Source organism: Myxococcus stipitatus DSM 14675, assembly GCF_000331735.1.
Taxonomy (GTDB): Bacteria; Myxococcota; Myxococcia; order Myxococcales; family Myxococcaceae; genus Myxococcus; species Myxococcus stipitatus.
The window spans coordinates 865,644-883,628 of record NC_020126.1 but is presented as its reverse complement, the minus strand read 5'-3'; the positions used below and the strand labels follow the sequence as shown (position 1 = coordinate 883,628).

Annotated in this window: 13 protein-coding genes; 9 read left to right on the top strand and 4 right to left on the bottom strand. The window is 70.0% G+C overall.

Annotation, left to right across the window (positions count from 1 at the left end; all coding sequences use genetic code 11):
- The first annotated feature begins 109 nt into the window (after nucleotides 1–109).
- The 7 genes from MYSTI_RS03540 to MYSTI_RS03510 all read left to right on the top strand — a co-directional run bounded on the left by MYSTI_RS03540 (nucleotide 110) and on the right by MYSTI_RS03510 (nucleotide 10,656).
- Entirely contained in the window at nucleotides 110–1,960 is a 1,851-nt protein-coding gene (locus tag MYSTI_RS03540; RefSeq protein ID WP_015346325.1) for a sensor histidine kinase, read from the top strand.
- Nucleotides 1,961–2,224: 264 nt separating this feature from the next.
- Nucleotides 2,225–4,066: a cytochrome c3 family protein gene (locus MYSTI_RS03535; RefSeq protein ID WP_015346324.1), complete on the top strand. Its 1,842-nt coding sequence runs from the start codon at nucleotides 2,225–2,227 to the stop codon at nucleotides 4,064–4,066.
- Between the two features lie 28 nt (nucleotides 4,067–4,094).
- Nucleotides 4,095–5,255 carry an FIST signal transduction protein gene (locus MYSTI_RS03530; RefSeq protein ID WP_015346323.1) on the top strand — a complete coding sequence of 387 codons (1,161 nt, stop codon included), beginning with the start codon at nucleotides 4,095–4,097 and terminating at the stop codon, nucleotides 5,253–5,255.
- 3 nt (nucleotides 5,256–5,258) lie between these two features.
- Entirely contained in the window at nucleotides 5,259–8,201 is a 2,943-nt protein-coding gene (locus MYSTI_RS03525) for a response regulator (RefSeq protein ID WP_015346322.1), read from the top strand.
- Nucleotides 8,194–8,589 (top strand): response regulator, encoded by a 396-nt coding sequence (locus MYSTI_RS03520; protein WP_015346321.1) that lies wholly within the window; start codon nucleotides 8,194–8,196, stop codon nucleotides 8,587–8,589. Before MYSTI_RS03525 ends, MYSTI_RS03520 begins: the two co-directional genes overlap by 8 nt.
- Before the next feature lie 208 nt (nucleotides 8,590–8,797).
- Nucleotides 8,798–9,637: a tryptophan 2,3-dioxygenase family protein gene (locus MYSTI_RS03515; RefSeq protein WP_233278155.1), complete on the top strand. Its 840-nt coding sequence runs from the start codon at nucleotides 8,798–8,800 to the stop codon at nucleotides 9,635–9,637.
- Nucleotides 9,634–10,656, top strand: a complete 1,023-nt coding sequence (locus tag MYSTI_RS03510; protein WP_015346319.1) for a methyltransferase — start codon at nucleotides 9,634–9,636, stop codon at nucleotides 10,654–10,656. The genes MYSTI_RS03515 and MYSTI_RS03510 overlap by 4 nt, the downstream gene beginning before the upstream one ends.
- 176 nt (nucleotides 10,657–10,832) lie before the next feature.
- Here the strand turns inward: MYSTI_RS03510 and MYSTI_RS03505 are convergent, their stop codons facing one another.
- A complete protein-coding gene (locus MYSTI_RS03505) occupies nucleotides 10,833–11,534 on the bottom strand; it encodes a LuxR C-terminal-related transcriptional regulator (protein ID WP_015346318.1) in 702 nt (233 codons plus the stop codon).
- 308 nt (nucleotides 11,535–11,842) lie between these two features.
- Between MYSTI_RS03505 and MYSTI_RS40425 the strand changes: the two genes are divergently transcribed.
- Both MYSTI_RS40425 and MYSTI_RS03495 read left to right on the top strand, forming a co-directional pair.
- Nucleotides 11,843–13,036 carry a sensor histidine kinase gene (locus tag MYSTI_RS40425; protein ID WP_015346317.1) on the top strand — a complete coding sequence of 398 codons (1,194 nt, stop codon included), beginning with the start codon at nucleotides 11,843–11,845 and terminating at the stop codon, nucleotides 13,034–13,036.
- Between the two features lie 211 nt (nucleotides 13,037–13,247).
- Nucleotides 13,248–13,652 (top strand): response regulator, encoded by a 405-nt coding sequence (locus MYSTI_RS03495; RefSeq protein ID WP_015346316.1) that lies wholly within the window; start codon nucleotides 13,248–13,250, stop codon nucleotides 13,650–13,652.
- Nucleotides 13,653–13,656: 4 nt separating this feature from the next.
- On the opposite strand, the gene MYSTI_RS03490 is transcribed toward MYSTI_RS03495, so the two are convergent.
- From MYSTI_RS03490 to MYSTI_RS03480, 3 genes are all read right to left on the bottom strand, one after another.
- Nucleotides 13,657–14,961 (bottom strand): ABC1 kinase family protein, encoded by a 1,305-nt coding sequence (locus tag MYSTI_RS03490; protein WP_015346315.1) that lies wholly within the window; start codon nucleotides 14,959–14,961, stop codon nucleotides 13,657–13,659.
- A gap of 86 nt (nucleotides 14,962–15,047) precedes the next feature.
- Nucleotides 15,048–16,901, bottom strand: a complete 1,854-nt coding sequence (locus MYSTI_RS03485) for a protein kinase domain-containing protein (RefSeq protein WP_233278154.1) — start codon at nucleotides 16,899–16,901, stop codon at nucleotides 15,048–15,050.
- Nucleotides 16,902–17,427: 526 nt separating this feature from the next.
- Nucleotides 17,428–17,976 (bottom strand): ICP22 family protein, encoded by a 549-nt coding sequence (locus MYSTI_RS03480; protein WP_015346313.1) that lies wholly within the window; start codon nucleotides 17,974–17,976, stop codon nucleotides 17,428–17,430.
- Nucleotides 17,977–17,985: the final 9 nt, after the last annotated feature.

The window sequence follows — 17,985 nt, the reverse complement described above, 5'->3', positions numbered from 1 at the left end:
TGACTCCGACTTTGTCCAACCGGGCAATGTTCGACTTCCCTCGCATCAGGGATGCTGGCCGTTGCCTTCCTGATGCGGTTTCCCACTATGGGATGGGGGGGAGTGCCACATGATGCGACGTTGGACGTTCGCTCAGCGAGTGGCGGCTGGTGTCTCCGCCTGCATGCTCGCCGGTCTGTTGCTCCTCGCGACACTCCTGTCCGCGGTGCACGGATTGTTGACACATCCAGAGACCTCCCGGGCCGCGCTGCAACAGGCGCTCCTGGCCGGTTGTCTGGGCCTTGCGGGCGTGGGCGCGCTGGCATGTGTGCTCCACCATGCACTGCGCCCCCTCCACGCGCGAAACGAACACAGTGAGCAGCGTTTGAGCCTGCTGATGGAAGCCGTCACTGATTACGCACTGTGTTTCCTGGACAGGCAGGGCCGGGTCACGGCCTGGAACGCCGGAGCCGAGCGCCTCACCGGGTGGACCGCGACGGAAGTCACGGGCTGCGCGCTGGAGCGCCTCCACCCCGAGGACGCGGTGGCCGCGGGGGTCCCCCAGGCCCACCTGGAGCGCGCCGCGCGGGAGGGACGCCTGTTGTCCGAAGGCTGGCAGGTGCGCCGCGACGGCACCCGCTTCTGGGCGGAGACGCTGCTCACCGCGCTCCAGGACTCCCACGGGAGCCTGCGGGGCTTCGCCAAGGTGACGCGCGACATCACCGAGCGCCGCCGCATGGAGCGCGCCCAGGCCCTCTTCGCCGAGGCCGGCCGCGTCCTCCAGCCCCTCTCCGGCGCGCGCGAGGTGGGCGAAGCCCTCACCCGGCTGTGTGTGCCGGAGGTGGCCGACGCCTGCATCCTCTTCCTGCCCTCCTCGGACGGCCAGGTGCGCCCCCAGGCCGTGGCCTGCGCGGACGCCCAGGCCGCCACCCGCATGTGGGAGCCGCTGTTGCGCTGCCCCAACGCCGACGAGGTGGGCCCCAGCCACGTGGTGTGCACCGGCCGCGCGGAGCTGCTGCCGGAGCTGGACGCGGAGCGCCTGCCCCAGGCGCTCGAGGCCAGCGCCCACGGCGAGCTGCTCCGGGTGATGGGCGTCACCTCCGCCCTCACCGTGCCGCTGGCGGTGGGCCCGCGCGTCCTGGGCGCGCTGTGCCTGCTGTCCACCGGCCCCCGCCGCTACGGCGAGGTGGACCGGGCCTTCATGGAGGAGCTGGCCAGCCGCGCCGCCCTGGCCCTGGACAACGCGCGCTTGCTGACGGAGGCCCAGGGCGCGCTGGAGCTCATCGGCGTCGCCGCGCATGACCTGGGCAACCCGCTCAGCTCGCTCCAGCTGCGGCTGCGGCGCCTTCGCCTCATGGACATCTGCACCCACGAGCCCCGGTTGCGCGACGGGCTGGTGGGCGCGGAGAGCGAGACCCGGCGGATGGGCCGGCTGCTGCACAACCTGCTGGACCTGTCCCTCCTCTCCGCGGGCCACCTCCGGCTGGACCGCGAGAAGGTGGACCTGGCCGCGCTGGTCCGGGAAGTCACCGAGCGCCACGTGGACCAGGCCCTGGCCGCCGGCTGCACCCTCACCGTCCGCGTCCAGGAGGACGACACCACCGGGACGTGGGACCGGCTCCGCCTGGACCGCGTGGTGACCAACCTCCTGAACAACGCCCTCAAGTTCGGCCACGGCCACCCCGTGGAGCTGCGCGTCCACGGCGATGACACCCGCGTCCGGCTCACCGTGAAGGACTCCGGCCTGGGCATCGCCCCCACGGACCAGCAGCGCCTGTTCCACCGCTTCGAGCGCGTCCACGGCCACGACGGCCATCTCCCCGGCACCGGCCTGGGCCTCTACATCGTCCGCCAGCTCATCGAAGCGCACGGCGGCGCCATCCAGGTCCACAGCCGAATCGGGGAAGGTGCGGAATTCACGATTGAACTTCCCCGCACCCTCCAGGACAGGGGCCACATCTCCCTCCACGTGAGCGCCTAAACCCCTGTCATTCCAGCGACATTTTGCTAGAAACCAGACAAAGAAAGACTTCACGGGTATGGGTATGTTGGATTATTTTCCCAGAAGTTGAAGGCATCTGTTCAATCCAGATATTCTTCGTACGGCTAAAAAGGCTCGAACCGGGGAAACCCGGAACCGGGAGAGACCCGGCCCACATCGTCCCCCCAGACGACGGGCTACAGGGTTCGCTGGCCGGGGCGCCAATGGCGGTGCCCGAAACCACACGTACGAGGAGAGTCACCCATGGGCGGACTTGGAGCCCCCTGGTCTCAGCGCGCAGCGTGTACCCCCCGCTCGCTCGGCTGCCCGACGGCCCGTCGGGCCTTGCTCACCGTCGCGCTGGCCGCGTTGCTGTCGGCGTGCGGGGGGCCGGAGGACGCCGGCTCACCCGGCGACGACGCCCTGGCCACGGCGGACCCGGCGCACCTGGACGTGGAAGCAGCGCGCCGCCCCGTGTCGCCCAAGCCCATTGGACTGGCCCTGGAGGTCGACAACGGCGAGGGCAAGCCGCTGAGCGTGCGGGCGGGCTCCACCTTCTACATCAACCAGATTGATCTCCGCGCGTCGGTGCGGTCCACGTTCGACACCGGCATGTGGGCCCTGCGCACGACCAGCGACTTCGCGGGCGTGGGCTGGGTGGGGCTGCGTCCCGTGGACGAGGAGCCCGTGCTGCTGGGCGGCCCCGGCCGCTACACGCGCCGGCGCTTCTACCGGGGCGCCGCCTGGATGGACCTCCCCAGCTTCTTCATCGTGGAGCCGGTGGACTCGCGCGGGGTGCTCACCGGCCCCCCCGTGGTGCTGAACATCGGCGCCGAGCACCAGCGCCGCACCACCGACGACTTCTTCGTGCGCCGCCTGCGCGCCATCCAGACGGCGTACGACTGCACCACGCCCCGCGACTGCAACAGCGCCCGGGACTACGAGGAGGAGGCCCTGCTGGAGGTGCGCAACGCGTACCAGCATGCGCAGAAGCGCACGTTCAGCCTGAGCCCGCGCACCACCTCCCTGCGCCTGCGCTGGAGCCTGCGCCCCTTCGCGCCCTACTCCATCCCCGTGCAGCAGGTGAGCGCCCCCGAGTTCGCCTACGGCTTCGGCATCGACGTGGAGGCCCGCACCCCACCCCGCCAGGATGGCACCTACGCCCCTGGGTCAGAAATCACCTTCCAAGTCACGCTTCGCGATGGGGAAGGCAAAAGGCTCCATCCCCAGGGAAGTCTACCGTCCTACAATGACGTCGTCCGAGGCTTCAACGCGGCGGGCATTCAGTACTATCGGGCCTTCTTCGATGCGACGACGACGTACTACCGCCGCAAGCACCGGGAGCGGATGTTGATGACCCAAATCATTGGGCCCGCACAGAACATCCAACCCATCCGCTCCGTCATCGACCTGGAAGCGTTCCTGGACCCGAAGGTCAACGAGCAGACCGTGGCGACGGAGAAGGAGGACGGGGTGTACTCCCAGTTCTCCATCCTGCCCTACGCCAACATCGTCTTCCGCGGCGCCTTCTTCCCCGAAGAGGGCTTGTGGGACCGGCCCAACACGGACACGTGGCAGTACAAGGTTCCCGCCAACGCCACGCCGGGCACGTACCTGGTGACGGTGAAGGGCCGCCGCGTGTACCTGGGCGAGGACCTGCCGGCCTCGCGCACCATCGAAATCCAGGTGGGCACCAAGCAGCGCACGGAGGCCAAGCTCACCACGGGCCCGTGCAACACGTGCCACAGCCAGGGCGGGGAGCTGTCCCAGGTGCTGCATGGCAACGACAACCGCGCCGCGTGCGCCGGCTGCCACACGCCGCTGGGCTTCGAGCTGGAAGGCCCCATCTTCGTGCGCACGCACTTCGTGCACTCGCGCTCCAACCGCTTTGGCGCGCCGCTGGAGAAGTGCGCGTCCTGTCACCTCACGAAGGAAAGCATCCAGCGCACCAGCCAGGCCGCGTGCCTGTCGTGCCACAAGAGCTATCCGGACAGCCACGTCGCGAAGTTCGGCCCCATCGAAAGCATGTACGTCGGCGGAGGACGAGAGTCCTTCAAGCAGTGCACCGACTCGTGTCACACCCGGCACCCGAAGAGCGGCCTCTAAGCCGCCGCTCCACCTCTGGAGGACCTCCATGGCCCAAGTGAAGATGCAGACGGCTCGCACCACGCTCCAGGAGCCGGCTGCGGCCGCGGAGGACCTGCTTCGCCAACTGGGCCCCACCCCTCCCGTGCTGGTGACGATGTTCGCCTCACGGGAGCGCGACCAGTACGCGCTCAACCGCGCCGTGCGCGAGCGGCTGCCCAAGGGTACCCGGCTGGTGGGCGCGACGACGGCGGGCGAGCTGGACAACACCGGCATCCACGAGGGCAGCGTGGTGATGGCCGCGCTCACCGGCGACCTGGAGGTCGGCCTGGGCCTGGGCACCGGGCTGTCCGTGGACGCCATCAACGCGGGGCAGATGGCCATCAAGCGCGCGTGCGAGGAGCTGGGCGTGCGTCAGCAGGACCTGGACTCGCGCCGCTGCGTGGGCCTCGTCATCGACGATGGCTTCCGCTACAAGAAAGAGGAGCTGCTGCTGGGCATCCTCGAGAAGAACCAGACGCTGGTGCTCGTGGGCGGCGGCGCCAGCGACCACAACCGGGACCCGGCGCGCCAGTCCGCGCTGGTGCACGTGGACGGAGAGGTGGCCACCGACGCGGTGCTGGTGGCGCTGTTCCGCACCAACGCGCCCTGGGCCGCGCTGCGCTCGCACTGGTACGTGCCCACCGGGGAGCGGCTCACCATCACCAAGGTGGATGACAGCCACACGCGCGCGCTGGAGATCGACGGTCGGCCCGCCGCCAAGCGCTACGCGGAGATCCTGGGCGTGGACGTGCCGGACCTGGAGTTCGGCACGCCACAGGGCTTCGCGGTGCGCCCCACCGCGCTGCGCGTGGGCCGCGAGTACTTCATCCGCGCCGCGTGGCGGCCCAATGAGGACGGCTCCATCCTCTTCGCCAACCTGCTGGAGGAGGGCACGGAGCTGGAGCTGATGCGGCTGGGCGACATGGCCGGCATGACGCGCGGCTTCTTCACGGACGAGCTGCCCCGGCGCGTCCAGAACCCGCAGGCCGCGCTCCTGTTCCACTGCGGCGGGCGCATGTGGTACGCGCACGCGACGAACACGGTGTCCCAGCTCGCGGAGACCCTGAAGGCCGCGCCCACCGCCGCGGGGATGAACGTGCACTTCGAGATTTATTCAGGGTTCCACATCAACACCACGCTCACCACGCTGGTGTTCGGGGCGAACTGAACCATGGTCAACACCCTCTCTCCCCTCGTCCCGCCGACGGACACCGCCACCCTCCTGGTGGTGGGCAGCGAGCGCGAGTGCCAGCGCGTGGAAGAGGCGCTCGGCCACGCGGGTGTCACCGCCAGCGCGGAGCGCGCCACCACGCTCCCCGCGCTGGAGGCCGCGCTGGCGCGCTCCTGGTCGCTGGTCGTCTGTGGCTCGGAGGTGCCGGGCCTGGGCTTCGCCGAGGCGCAGGGGCTGTGGCGCAAGCAGCAGCGCGAGCTGCCCTTCGTGGTGCTGTCGCGCGAGTGGAGTGACGACACGCTGGAGGCCAGCACCCGCGCTGGCGCGCGCGACTACGTCAGCGAGGACCACTTCAACCGCCTGGCGCCCGTGCTGCGCCGCGAGCTGCCGCTGGCGGGCGCGCAGCTGCGCCACGACGCCACCACGGAAGAGCTGCTGCGCACCAACTGGATCCTGGGCAACATCCTGGACGCGCTGCCCTTCGTCCTCTTCGTGAAGGACGCGAAGACGCGCCGGCTGGTGGTGGTCAACAAGACCTTCGCCGACGCGTTCAACGTCACCAAGGAGTGGCTGCTCGGCAAGCTGGACCACGACTACTTCCCGCCGGAGCAGGCCGACTCGTTCATCACCATCGACTCGGAGATTCTCGCCTCCAAGAAGATGCGGGCCTTCGAGGAGGTCGCGCGCGCCGGCGGCGTGGACCGCATCTTCGCCACGCGCAAGCTGCCGCTCATGGACGGCTCCGGCGACGCCAGCTACCTGCTCGGCGTCACCGAGGACATCACCGAGCGCAAGCAGAACGAGGAGATGCTGCGCGCGTCCAAGGCGGAGCTGGAGGCGGCCAACAAGCAGCTGGCCGCGAGCCTGGAGGAGATCAAGCGCACGCGCGCGGTGTCCGCCCGCTCGCTGGCGTCCTATCAGCAGCGCGCGCTGCAGATGGAGATCATCCGCCAGCAGAACGAGGACCTGGACCGGCTGGCCCAGGAGCTGGCGGTGGCCAAGCGCAACGAGGAGGAGCGCGCCCGCGAGGCCGAGGCCGCCGCCCGCCTCAAGAGCGAGTTCCTGGCCAACTTCAGCCACGAGATCCGCACGCCCCTCAACGGCATCATCGGCTACTGCGACCTGCTGATGCGCGAGGAGGGCTCGCGCCTGACGGCCCACGGCCGGCGCGACCTCAACGTCGTGAAGACGAACGCCAAGACGCTGCTGGCGCTCATCAACGACATCCTGGACCTGTCCAAGATCGAAGCGGGCCGGGTGGAGGTCGTCAGCGAGGCCGTGGACGTGCGCGAGCTGGCCGACGAGTGCATGGCCACGGTGAAGGAGTACCTCAAGGGCAAGGACGTGGCCCTCACCACGCACATCGACGTGGCCGCGGGCATCCTCCGCACCGACGCGCTGAAGCTGCGGCAAATCATGCTCAACCTCTTGAGCAACGCCGCCAAGTTCACCGAGACGGGCGAGGTGGCGCTGAGCGTGGTGCCCGCGGGCGAGGAGGTGGTGATGACGGTGGAGGACACCGGCGTCGGCATCCCCTCCGACCAGCTGCCCTTCATCTTCGAGAAGTTCCGCCAGGTGGACGGCTCCACCACGCGCAAGGTGGGCGGCACGGGCCTGGGCCTGGCCATCGTCCGGGAGCTGTCGCGCGTGCTGGGCGGCAACGTCACCGTGACGTCCACGCTGGGCCGCGGCACCACCTTCACCGTGCGCCTGCCCAACATGACGGACGCGCCCTCCGACGGCCCCACCAGCGTGGAGCGCGCGGTGCCGGTGGCGGAGGTGGCCCACCACCTCCACGCCGTCGCCCAGCCGGGCAGCACCGTGCTGGTGGTGGATGACGACCCGCTCATCCAGCAGCTCGTCACCGGCCAGCTCGCGCCCGCGGGCTTCAAGGTCGTCGTGGCCGAGGACGGCATCGCCGCGCTCAAGCGCGCCCGCGAGCTCAAGCCCCAGGCCATCCTCCTGGACATCCACCTGCCCAAGCTGGACGGCTGGTCCGTGCTCAGCCAGCTCAAGAGCGAGCCGGCGCTGGCGGGCATCCCCGTCATCCTCATCTCCGTGGAGGAGCAGCGCGCGCGCGGCTTCTCGCTGGGCGCGTGCGAGTACCTGGTCAAGCCCGTGGAGCCGGAGCGGCTGGTGGAGGTGGTGCAGCGCTGCCTGGGTCCCACCAACGGCACCGCGGCCGGCGTGGGCGAGGTGCTGGTGGTGGATGACGACGCGGCCACGCGCGAGCTCGTCAGCCGCAACCTGCGCCGCGCCGGCTTCAGCACCGCCGAGGCGCGCAACGGCGAGGACGCGCTGCTCAAGGCGCGCGTGTCTCCGCCGTCGCTCGTCGTGCTGGACTTGATGATGCCCAACCTGGATGGCTTCGAGGTGCTGCGGCGCCTGCGCGCCGAGAAGCTCCAGGTCCCTGTCGTGGTGCTCACCGGCAAGTCGCTCACGTCCGATGAGGAAGCACTCCTGCGAGACGGCTTCGCGGGCTTCGTGAAGAAGGGAGGCCACGCGCTCGAGGATGTCATCGCTCAAGCCAAGGGCCTCTTGTTGTCACAGCGCGCGGCGACCGCGGGAAGGCTGCCGCGCATCTTGTATGTGGAAGACAGTGCCCAGAATCGGGACATCGTCCGGCGATACCTCGGTGGATTGTTCGAGGTCATCGAGGCGGAGGATGGAGAACACGGTCTGGAGCGCGCGACGCGCGACAATCCAGACCTCATTTTGATGGACCTGTCCCTGCCGCGCCTGGATGGTTGGGAGGCAACACGCCGCTTGCGTGCGGTGCCCTCCGTGGCCAACGTGCCGGTCATCGCGGTGACGGCGCATGCGGGGCGGGAGTATCAAGACAAAGCACACGCGGCGGGCTGCACCGCGTACCTCACCAAGCCCCTTGATCGTGACCAGTTGCTCGAGATGATTCGCAAGCATCTAGGGAGAAGCCATGGCTGAAGAAAAAGCACGCGTCCTGGTGGTGGACGATGACCCGGACCTGCTCGACCTCGTTCAGCGCTCGCTGAGCAGCTACGGCTTCGAGGTGCTGACGCACACGTCGGCCCTGGGTGTCTCCAACCTGGTCAGCGCATCGGAGCCGGACTTCGTCCTCATCGACGTCAACTTCCCCGCCCTCAAGGGCGACAAGGTCGTCAACCTGGCCCGGCAGTACGCCTCCGCCAAGACGAAGTTCATCCTCTATTCCGCCTCGGATGAGTCCAAGCTGCGCTCGCTCGCACTGGCCTCCGGCGCGGATGGATACATCTCCAAGAGCGTCCAGGGAGAGGACCTCGCCAACCGGCTGCGCACCTTCCGACTCAAGCCTCGACCACCCGCAGTCCCCTGAAGTCGCTGTGTCCTTCCCGGGCCTGGGAGCCCTTGTCCGTCCCAGGCTCGGCGCACCTCCTCGCTGCATCCCGTAGCGAGTCACGTCCGCCGTCACCGACAGGCACAACTCCTTCGCGTTCTCATCTCTGAGTGCCCACCCATCCCTTCTGGAGGGCCCCATGCACACGTCACCCGGTTACAGTTTCGCGGAAAAATTGCGGCAAGAATTGGATACCCCCCTCTTCAACCCCCTCTTGAAGAAGTGGGTGGGCCGAGGAGAGCTGGACTACGAGGTCTATCTGAAGACCCCCCAGCTCTTGTCCTTGCAGTCGGGGGAGACGGAGCGCGTCGCCCACGACGAGCTGATGTTTCAGGTGGTGCATCAGGCGCAGGAGCTGTGGCTGAAGCTGGCCTCGCGGGAGACCGTCGAGCTCGTGGCGGAGCTGGACCGGGACGCGCTGTGGGCGGCGTCCGCCCGGCTGGAGCGCGTCGTGCGCATCGTCCGCGGCCTGTCCAGCGAGCTGGGAGTGCTGGAGACGATGACGCCCGACACCTACCAGGTCATCCGCCGCAGCCTGGGCAATGGCAGCGGACAGGAGTCACCGGGTTACAACATGTTCCGCAAGGCGGCGGAGGGCCTGGCGCTGGCGTTCGAGCGACTGCTCGCGCGGCGCGGCCAGACGGTGCTCGGCATCTACCGGGGCGGACCGGATGACCTGAAGCGCCTGTGCGAGCAGCTGCTGGACGTCGACGAGGCGTTCCAGGGCTGGCTGCACGCGCACTTCCAGTTGGTGCGGCGCACCATCGGCGTGGACCGCTCCGTGAAGGCGCTGGACGGCCTGCCCACGCAGGTGCTGGCGGGGCGCATGACGCTGCCCCTGTTCCGCAGCCTCTGGGACGCGCGCGTGGAGCTCACGGCCAGCTGGCGGCGCGAGGGCGGCCATGCCCCCGGCGCGAGCCGCGAGGGTTGCATGGAGGGCGCCATGAGCGCCTACGCCCCTCCCATGGTGAGCGGCGCCTGCCCCATGCACGCGGGCCTGTCCTCCGCGCCGCGGGGCGACTCGTGACGGAGTCGCCGCGAGCGCTGTTGCACCTGCTCTACAATGGCGCGAAGGCGGTGGACGTGGTGGAGGCGTCGCTCCAGCTGGGGCTGCTCGACTCGCTGGAGGGGCCCGCCCCCATCACGCTCGCGGAGCTGTCCGCGAGGCACTCGCTGGTGCCGGGCCGGCTCTACAAGCTGCTGGACTGCCTGGAGAGCCTGGGGCTGGTGAAGCGCGAGCAGGACACGGACGCGCTCGCGTCGGCGCGCTACAGCGCGGTGCCAGGGCTGCGCGAGGCGGCCCAGGCCGTCCTCGGGCCTCAGTCGCGGGAGAGAGACCGGGAGAAGTTCGCCTGGCGCAAGCTGCACGGGCGCCTGCCCGAGGTGCTGCGCGGCCAGCACTCCATCTCGCCCGACGACTTCGACTGGCCCTTGCGCACGCCCGAGCAATTGGAGGGCTTCGAGACGAGCATGGCCGTGGGCCTGCCGCCCATCCTGGAGTCGCTGCGGCAGCACGCCCGGCACCTGTGGCGCGACGGCATGCGCGTACTCGACGTGGGCGGAGGCGATGGCAGCCTCGCGGCGCACCTGACGCGCGAGCACCCCACCGCGCGCGTGGACGTCTACAACCTGCCCGCCACCCAGCCGCTGGTGGAGCGCACGCGGGAGCGCTTCGACCTGGGGCCCGCCCGGCTGGGCTTCGTGCCTGGGGACTTCCTGCGGGAGCCGCTGCCCGGCGGCTATGACGTGCTGATGTTCGTGCGCGTGCTGCACGACTGGTCCGCGCAGACGGCGCAGCACCTGCTGAAGTCCGCGTGGGCGGCGCTGCCGTCGGGCGGACGCGTCATCATCTGCGAGGAGTTCCGCACGGGGGAGCGGCTGGCCGCGCAGTTCTTCTGGACGTACTTCCTCATCGGCGTGGACTCGTGCGTCAGCCGGCTGCGCGAGGTGGAGCTCTACCAGCGGATGCTCCAGGAGGCGGGCTTCGAGCAGACGCGGGTGCTCGGCGGTGGGCCCTTCGAGCTGGTGACCGCCGTCAAGCCCTGACGCCGCTCACGACAGCAACGGGCCAGGGCAGGCGCTGCGTGACACTGCCCTGGCCCGCCGGAGTCCTGTCACGTCACGCCCCTGGCGCGGGGGGAGGGGAGGAGCGCCACGGGCTTTCACACCCTGCCACGCCCGCCGTTTCCTTCCCATTGCCTGCAAGTGCCGACCCTGGAGTCTCACACCCCTGCCGGGCGGTGAACGCCCAGCTGGCACGCCAGGACGGCCAGCTGCGTGCGGTTCTCCGAGCCCAGCTTCTTGTAGATGCTGGTGATGTGCGCCTTCACCGTGCGCTCGGTGATGCTCAGGCACGCGGCGATCTTGAGGTTGTCCGCGCCCGCCGCCACGTACCCCAGCACCTCGCGCTCGCGGGGCGTGAGCAGCCCCAGCTCCACGCCGCCCAGGGGCACCTCCTCCTGCGGCAGGAAGCCCGGCACGGACGGGCCCCAGGACAGCCCGGTGGGCATCAGCCGCTCTCCCCGCGCCACCCGGGTGACGGCCTCCACCACGTCCGCGCAGCCCACGTTGTGTTTCCACAGGTAGCCCGCCGCGCCCGCGTGGAGACACTGCTCCACCACGTCCTGCTCGTGATGACTCGACAACACCAGGGCCTTCACCGACGGGTAGAAGTCGTGCAGGCACTGCAGCACCGTCAGCCCCGTCTCCGTCCCATCCTGGTCCGGAGGCACCAGCCTCAGGTCCAGCACGGCGACATGCGGCATGTGCTCCCGCACCCGCGCCAGGAAGGGCGGCGTCTGCGAGCAGCGCGCCACCACATCCATCCCCGCGTTCTCCAGGACCAACACCAGACTCTCCCTGAAGACCTGCTGGTCCTCCAGGAGGGCCACTCGGATTCGCTCATTGGAAATGTCTGTCGTCATCATCACTCCAGATGCAATCAAAGCTCTCGCGATTCATCGTGACGAGCGGCATGGGTTCTCGCGTGTTCATCAGGTGATGTTCAAACCGTGTTCAAGAAATGTTCAAAGCTGGGATGAATCCAGGCCGGGCCGCCGTGCGTAGCTCAGACATCAAGACTCCATGCCGCGGGGAAAGGACACGCGGTCCACACAACACAACACCTTTGCGGGCCCCCTGTCCTCACGAGAGTGCCCCGCGCTTGCCGCGTCTCGCGGCCTGGGTTACTGCTCAAGTCATGTCACCCGATTCTTCGTCTGAGAATGAGCTCATGGCCATCCTCGAGAAGGTGAGGAAGACACATGGGCCGGACTTCCTGCATGAACCCCGCGAGCCCGCCCGCCATACCTGGGCGCTGGAGGGCCTTGCGGGCGCGCTCGCGGTGCTGCGCGGCGACGAGGTGTTGCTGGTCAACCATCGCTGGCAATCGCTGACGCTGGCACGGGGGCCCTGGCGTCACCTGGCGGACACTGGCCACGAGGCCGGCCCGGAGCTGCTCACGCTGCGCAGCGCCGTGGCCGCCGAGGCACGCGCGCTGGAGCACCTGGAGGACGACGACGAGCACACCGCCCGCTACACCTACGCCGGAGGCCATCAGCGCCTGGAGGTGCGGGTGCGGCGGGTGAGCCCCGGCCTGACGCCGCCGGTGGTGCTGGTGCTGGCGCGGGACATCACGGAGGAGTCCCTCACGGAGGAGTCCCTCACGAAGGAGCGCCGCGCGCTGGCGGAGCGCGAGCACCTGCGCACGTTGAGCGAGCAGGCGTCCGGAATCGCACATGACCTGAGCAGCCTCCTGGTCGCGATGAAGCTGCGCCTGGAGCTGCTCCAGATGAACAGCGCCAAGGCGAAGATGCCGGAGCCTCCCGCGCACGTGGACACGCTCTTGCGCATCGTCGCGGACGCGAGCACGCGGCTGTCGCGCCTCCGGGACTACGCGCGGCAGCAGCCGGAGTCCCCCATGGAGCCGGTGCAGCTGGCGGAGGTGGTGAACGACGCGGTGGAGATCGCGCGGGGGGAGCTGGAGAGCCGCGCGGCGAAGGAGGGGCTCAGCCTGAGCCTGGAGGTGGACGTGCCCCGGCTGCCGCTGGTGGAGAGCTCGTCGGCGGACCTGCGCTGCGTCTTCCTCAACCTGCTGCGCAACGCGCGCGACGCCATGCCGCACGGAGGCACCGTGCGGGTGCGAGGCCGGCGCCTGTCGGGCCAGGCCGTCATCACCGTGGAGGACGAGGGCACGGGCATCCCCGAGGAGAACCTCCGCTCCATCTTCCAGCCCTTCTTCACCACCAAGGGGCGCCACGGCACGGGCCTGGGCCTGTCCATGGCCCACGACGTGGTGAGCCGTGCGCGCGGCACGCTGGTCGCCGCCAACCGCCCGGAAGGGGGCGCCATCTTCACCCTCACCTTCCCCCTGCTGCCCGGGAAGTTGTCCCCCCGGGTCCCTCCGACGGAGTACCGTTCAAGTTGAGAACCCACGCCGCCCCCAGGGGATGGGGCGGGTGGACAAGCACCCTGACGGCCCGCTATGGGCCAATGCCTCACGCTGGGCGGGGCCCTGCCGCGACAACAGGTGGCGACAGCAAGCCTGTGCCTAGGTGATAATTCGTAGGCCACCCGGCCCGGTGGCGACTTCCGGTGGGCCGCGGCACTCAGTCCGCGCTCCCTTTGGGGGAGGAGTCATGTCGGAGATGAAGATCCGCGTGCTGGTGGTGGACGACGACCAGGAGCAACTCACGTTGGCGGAGCGCTCGTTGTCGGCGTACGGGTTCGACGTGCGGACCCACCGCTCCTCGTTGGGCGTGTCGAACCTGGTGCGTTCGACGATGCCGGACCTGGTGTTGCTGGACGTGAACATCCCCGCGCTCACCGGGGACAAGGTGCTGACGCTGGCGCGAGGGCAGGCCCCGGCGGGCACGCTCTTCGTGCTCTTCTCCGCGTCGGACGAGTCCACGCTGCGCAAGCTGGCGAAGGACTCTGGCGCGGACGGCTACATCACCAAGAGCACCCAGGGCGAGGACCTGGCCAAGAAGCTCCACGCCATCCACGCGAAGGCGCGAGGCACCCTCGCCTCCTCCGCGCCGTGAGCCCTCAGCCGAAGCGCTCCGCCATCTCCAGGTAGACGCCCCGGAAGTCCCCGTGGGCGCCGATGAGCCGCAGGTTCTGCGCCAGGCCGCCCGTCGCGCGGAAGAACATCACCGCCTCCGGTGGGGGCTTCACCTTGAGGAAGCGCGCCGCGTTGCGGCTGAAGTGGTTGCGCATGTCCCGGGGGATTTCGCAGGTGGCGTAGTCGTAAGGCGACTGCCGCATGGGCCTGCCGGCGATGTGGAACACCTCGCGGATGAGCGCGTCGGCCTCCGCGCCCGGCAGCTCCACCGTGAAGCCCGCCTCCAGGCTCAGCCCCAGCACGTCCATGGGCTCCCTGCGCAGGGCCTGCAGGAGCATGCGCCGGTTGGCCTCCACGAAGCGCGGGCTGAAGCGCTTGATGGAGCCGAAGTCGAGCACCCCCAGCCGCCCGTCCGGCATCACCATGAAGTTGCCCGGGTGCGGGTCCGCGTGAATCCGCTCCGCGCCGAAGAAGGGCCCGTACGTCGCGCGGATGAGCTGGCGCGCCACGCGGAAGCGCTCCGCGTTGGAGGGCTGCGTCGTCACCCAGTCCTTGAGCGGGAGCCCCGGGAGCAGCTCCATCGTCAGCACGCGCCCGGTGCTCCACGGGGCGCGGATGGCCGGCACGCACAGGTCCTCCAGCGGGGCCACCGCGCGCGCGAACTCCTCCGCCAGCGCCGCCTCCCGGCGGTAGTCCAGCTCCAGCAGCAGCTCGTCCTTGAACTCCTGGAAGTAGGCCGAGCCATCCATCAGCCGCGACGCCTTGGACACCGTCTTCACGACGAGGCCCAGGTTCTCCATGTCGTGCGAGAGGGACTCGGCGATGCCGGGGTACTGCACCTTCACCGCCGCGCCGCCGCCGTCCTGGAGCACCGCGCCGTGGACCTGGCCCAGCGACGCGGCGGCCAGGGGCTGGCGGCTGAACTCGCGGAAGACCTCCTCCGGGGGCGCGCCCAGCTCCTCGCGCACCACGCGGGCCACGCGCTCATAGGACATGGAGGGCGCCTGGTTCTGCAGCCGCGCCAGCACCTGCCGCACCTCGGGGGTGACCAGGTCCGGGTCCATGGAGAGGACCTGCCCCAGCTTCATCGCCGCGCCCTTGAGCTCGCCCAGGGTGGAGACCAGCTTCTCCGCGGCCCCCTTGCTGAGCATCTCCGACGAGCTGCCCGTCAGGCGCTTCGCCCCGCTCTTGAGCACGTCCGTGCCCACCTGCATGGAGAGGCCCGCCAGCTTGCGGAAGCGGGTGAAGCGGCCTGAGGGAGGAAGCGAGTCGTCGGAGTCGGAGGCCATGGGGGTCCGGGTGGATTAACGAGGAGCCACCCCTGGGACGCAAGGAACGACCATCCGTCGCGCCCCGCCTGGCCGTCCGCCCCCGACTAGCGGGGCGGGGGCGTGTTGCGGATGCGGACGCGGAGCGAGCGCCAGCGCTTGAGCCCCTCCAGGTCCAGCGGGTCCATCCGCACCGCCTGCTCGTAGGCGGCGAGCGCCTCCTCGAGCCGTCCCACCGAGGCGAGCGCATCCCCCGACAGCCGCTGCACCACCGCGCGGCCATCCCGCCCGGGGTTCTCCGCGAGGAAGCGGCGGCGGCAGTTCTCCAGCGCGGTGACGGTGAGCCCCGCGGCGAGGCAGCGCTCCACCCCCTCCACGTTGCCCAGGCCCGCGTCGTACTCCGCGCGCCGCTCCACCTGCCCCAGCACGTGCAGCGCGGAGGTCACCCGCTCCTCCGCCCGCTCCAGTTGGGCGCGCTGGCCCTGGGACAGGCTCCGCGACTTGAGCGGCTCCAGCGCCGCGCGAGCCCGGTGGCCGCCCGCGCGCAGCGTCTCCGCCGTCGCGTCCCGAGGCACCTCCAGCACCGCGTAGTGGTCCCCCGCGAGCCGGGCCCGGAAGCCCAGCAGCACGCGCTCCGCCACGGCGTCCTCGCGCAGGGAGGACGGCGGCGGCGTGGGCGGCTCCAGCCGCGCACCCGACTTCAGCCGCGCCAGCGCGTCATGGAAGGCCGGCGAGTTGTCGCGCAGCTGCACCCCGAAGCCCGGCGACATGCGCCACGCCTTCGCCTGCTCCTCCGTCACGTGGCGCACCACCTGCCCGGTGCAGGCCAGCTCTCCGCCCGGCAGCCGCAAGAGGAGGCCCACGTCGGAGAGCAGCGGCGGCGGCAGCGTGTTCGCGTGGAGGAAGAGCCCCGCGCGGCCCACCCACTCACAGCGCAGCTCGTGCGAGTGCGGCGCGCCCGCCACCCGGACGCGCGCGGTGAAGCCCGGCGGCGGCGAGGCCACGGGCTCCGGCTCCGGCTCCAGCGCTGTGGCCAGCGCCGCGCGCAGGTCCGACGCCTGGGCGAAGCGGTCCGCGGGGCGCTTGGCGAGCGCGCGCAGGAGCACGCGGGACAGCGCCGCGGGCACGCCGGGCAGCACCTCATGCGGCGGCACCACGGGCTTCTGGAGGTGACCGATGAGCACCTCCGCCGCGGAGCGGCCCATGAAGGGCACGCGGCCGGTGAGCAGGAAGTACCCCAGCACGCCCACCGCGTAGATGTCCGTGCGCGCGTCCACCACGTCCTCGCCGCACTGCTCGGGCGCCATGAACTCCGGCGTCCCCAGGAGCACGCCCACTTCCGTGGTGTGCAGCCCCGCGGGCCGGGACAGGAGCTTGGCGATGCCGAAGTCCAGCAGCTTCACGCGATGACGGCCCTTGGGGCCGGGCACCAGGAAGACGTTGGCCGGCTTCAGGTCGCGGTGGACGATGCCGTGCGCATGCGCGGCGCCCAGCGCGTCACACACCTGCGAGAGCAGGTCCACCACCAGCGACGGCGCCAGCGGCCCCTTGGCGAAGGTGGCCAGGCTCTGCCCCTCCAGGTACTCCATCACCAGGTAGGGGCACCCGTCGCGCGTGTCCAGGTCGTAGAGCGCGACGACGTTCTCGTGCTGCACCACCGTCAGCGTCCGGGCCTCCGACAGGAAGCGCGCGACGAGGTCCGGGTCCTGCGCCAGGTGCGCGTGCAGAATCTTGATGGCGACGCGCTTCTGGATGAGCGCGTGCTCGGCCAGCATCACCGTGCCCATGCCGCCGCGCCCCAGCTCCTTCAGCAGCTTGAAGTGCCCCAGCTGCTTGCCCACCAGCGACGTCCCCAGCGGGGACGGGACGGGCGTGGGCTCCATCAACATCATCGGCGGAGGAGTCCCCGCGTACAGCATCGTGCTCGCCTCCGCGGGCGTGTTCCGATGATGAGGACGCACCCAGGTCGGGCACTCATTCGGGTCGGAGTGCGGGGGGATGCAGGAGCAGGTGACGTTCTGGACGTACACGGGAAATGGGCGGGGGCGACTGGACGGGGACTTCGGGACGACGTCGTTGCTCTGCGAGCCGTGTGCCACCTGCATTCAGCCGGGGTGACGCGGGGGAAGGTGGCGTAGAACCTCAGGTTCCGTACCGCTGTGGGAAGACATCTCCCACGTAGCTGAAAGTCTCCCCCTCTCTCACGACAGAAACTACAGCCATTCGGTTGAAAACTTTACCGCCTGCCTCGCATTTCAAGACGCACTTACGGGGATTCCACTTCTCCGTTTGGTGTTCTCTTGTTTTCCTGGAGACGTTCCAGGCAATCCCCGTGCCTGCGCTGACTGGGGAGTAGACGCGCGAGGTGGGGTTTCTTGAGCGGATCTCCCGACGCAGGCGCGTCCCGCTTCAACGCAAAGAGGCCGCCCCACTCACAGGATGAGGGGGACGGCCTCTGGAACATCCGGTGGCTGGGGGCCGGGGGGCTCAGCCGATGTGGGGCTCGCAGAGGCCCGCGGAGGAGCAGCTCAGGCCCTGGCAGCACACGGAGGACGGGCCGCAGTCGGAGTCGACGGGCAGGCACACGCCGGCGTCCGTCGGGCTGCCCGCGTCCTGGCTGGTGCCCGCATCCGGCGGGCTGCCCGCGTCGGGCTCACCGGCATCCGGCTCACCGCCGCCGTCCGGCTCCGTCCCCGCGTCCGGCGCGCTGCCGCCATCCTGCTCGGAGCCACACGCGCCCAGCGTGTCGCCGTGCTTGAGGTGGGCCTTCACGGCCGGGGCGCCCACGGTGATGGTGTGCGCGTTGGCGGGGTTGCCCGGAGGAATGTGGCAGACGGTGACCTTGTCACGGCCCGCGCCCTCTCCGCTCACCGGGTCCACGTTCCCCTCGACGTCGGTCGAACCCTCGAGCCCTCCGGCCTGGGGGTCTCCCCCGTTCTCACCGTCCGCCGTCGGAGCGCCACCGCAGCCGCTCGCGAGCAACACGCACAGGGCCACCAAGAGAGAGGACTTCATCATGTCGCCGCGACTTCGCATGCAGGTTCT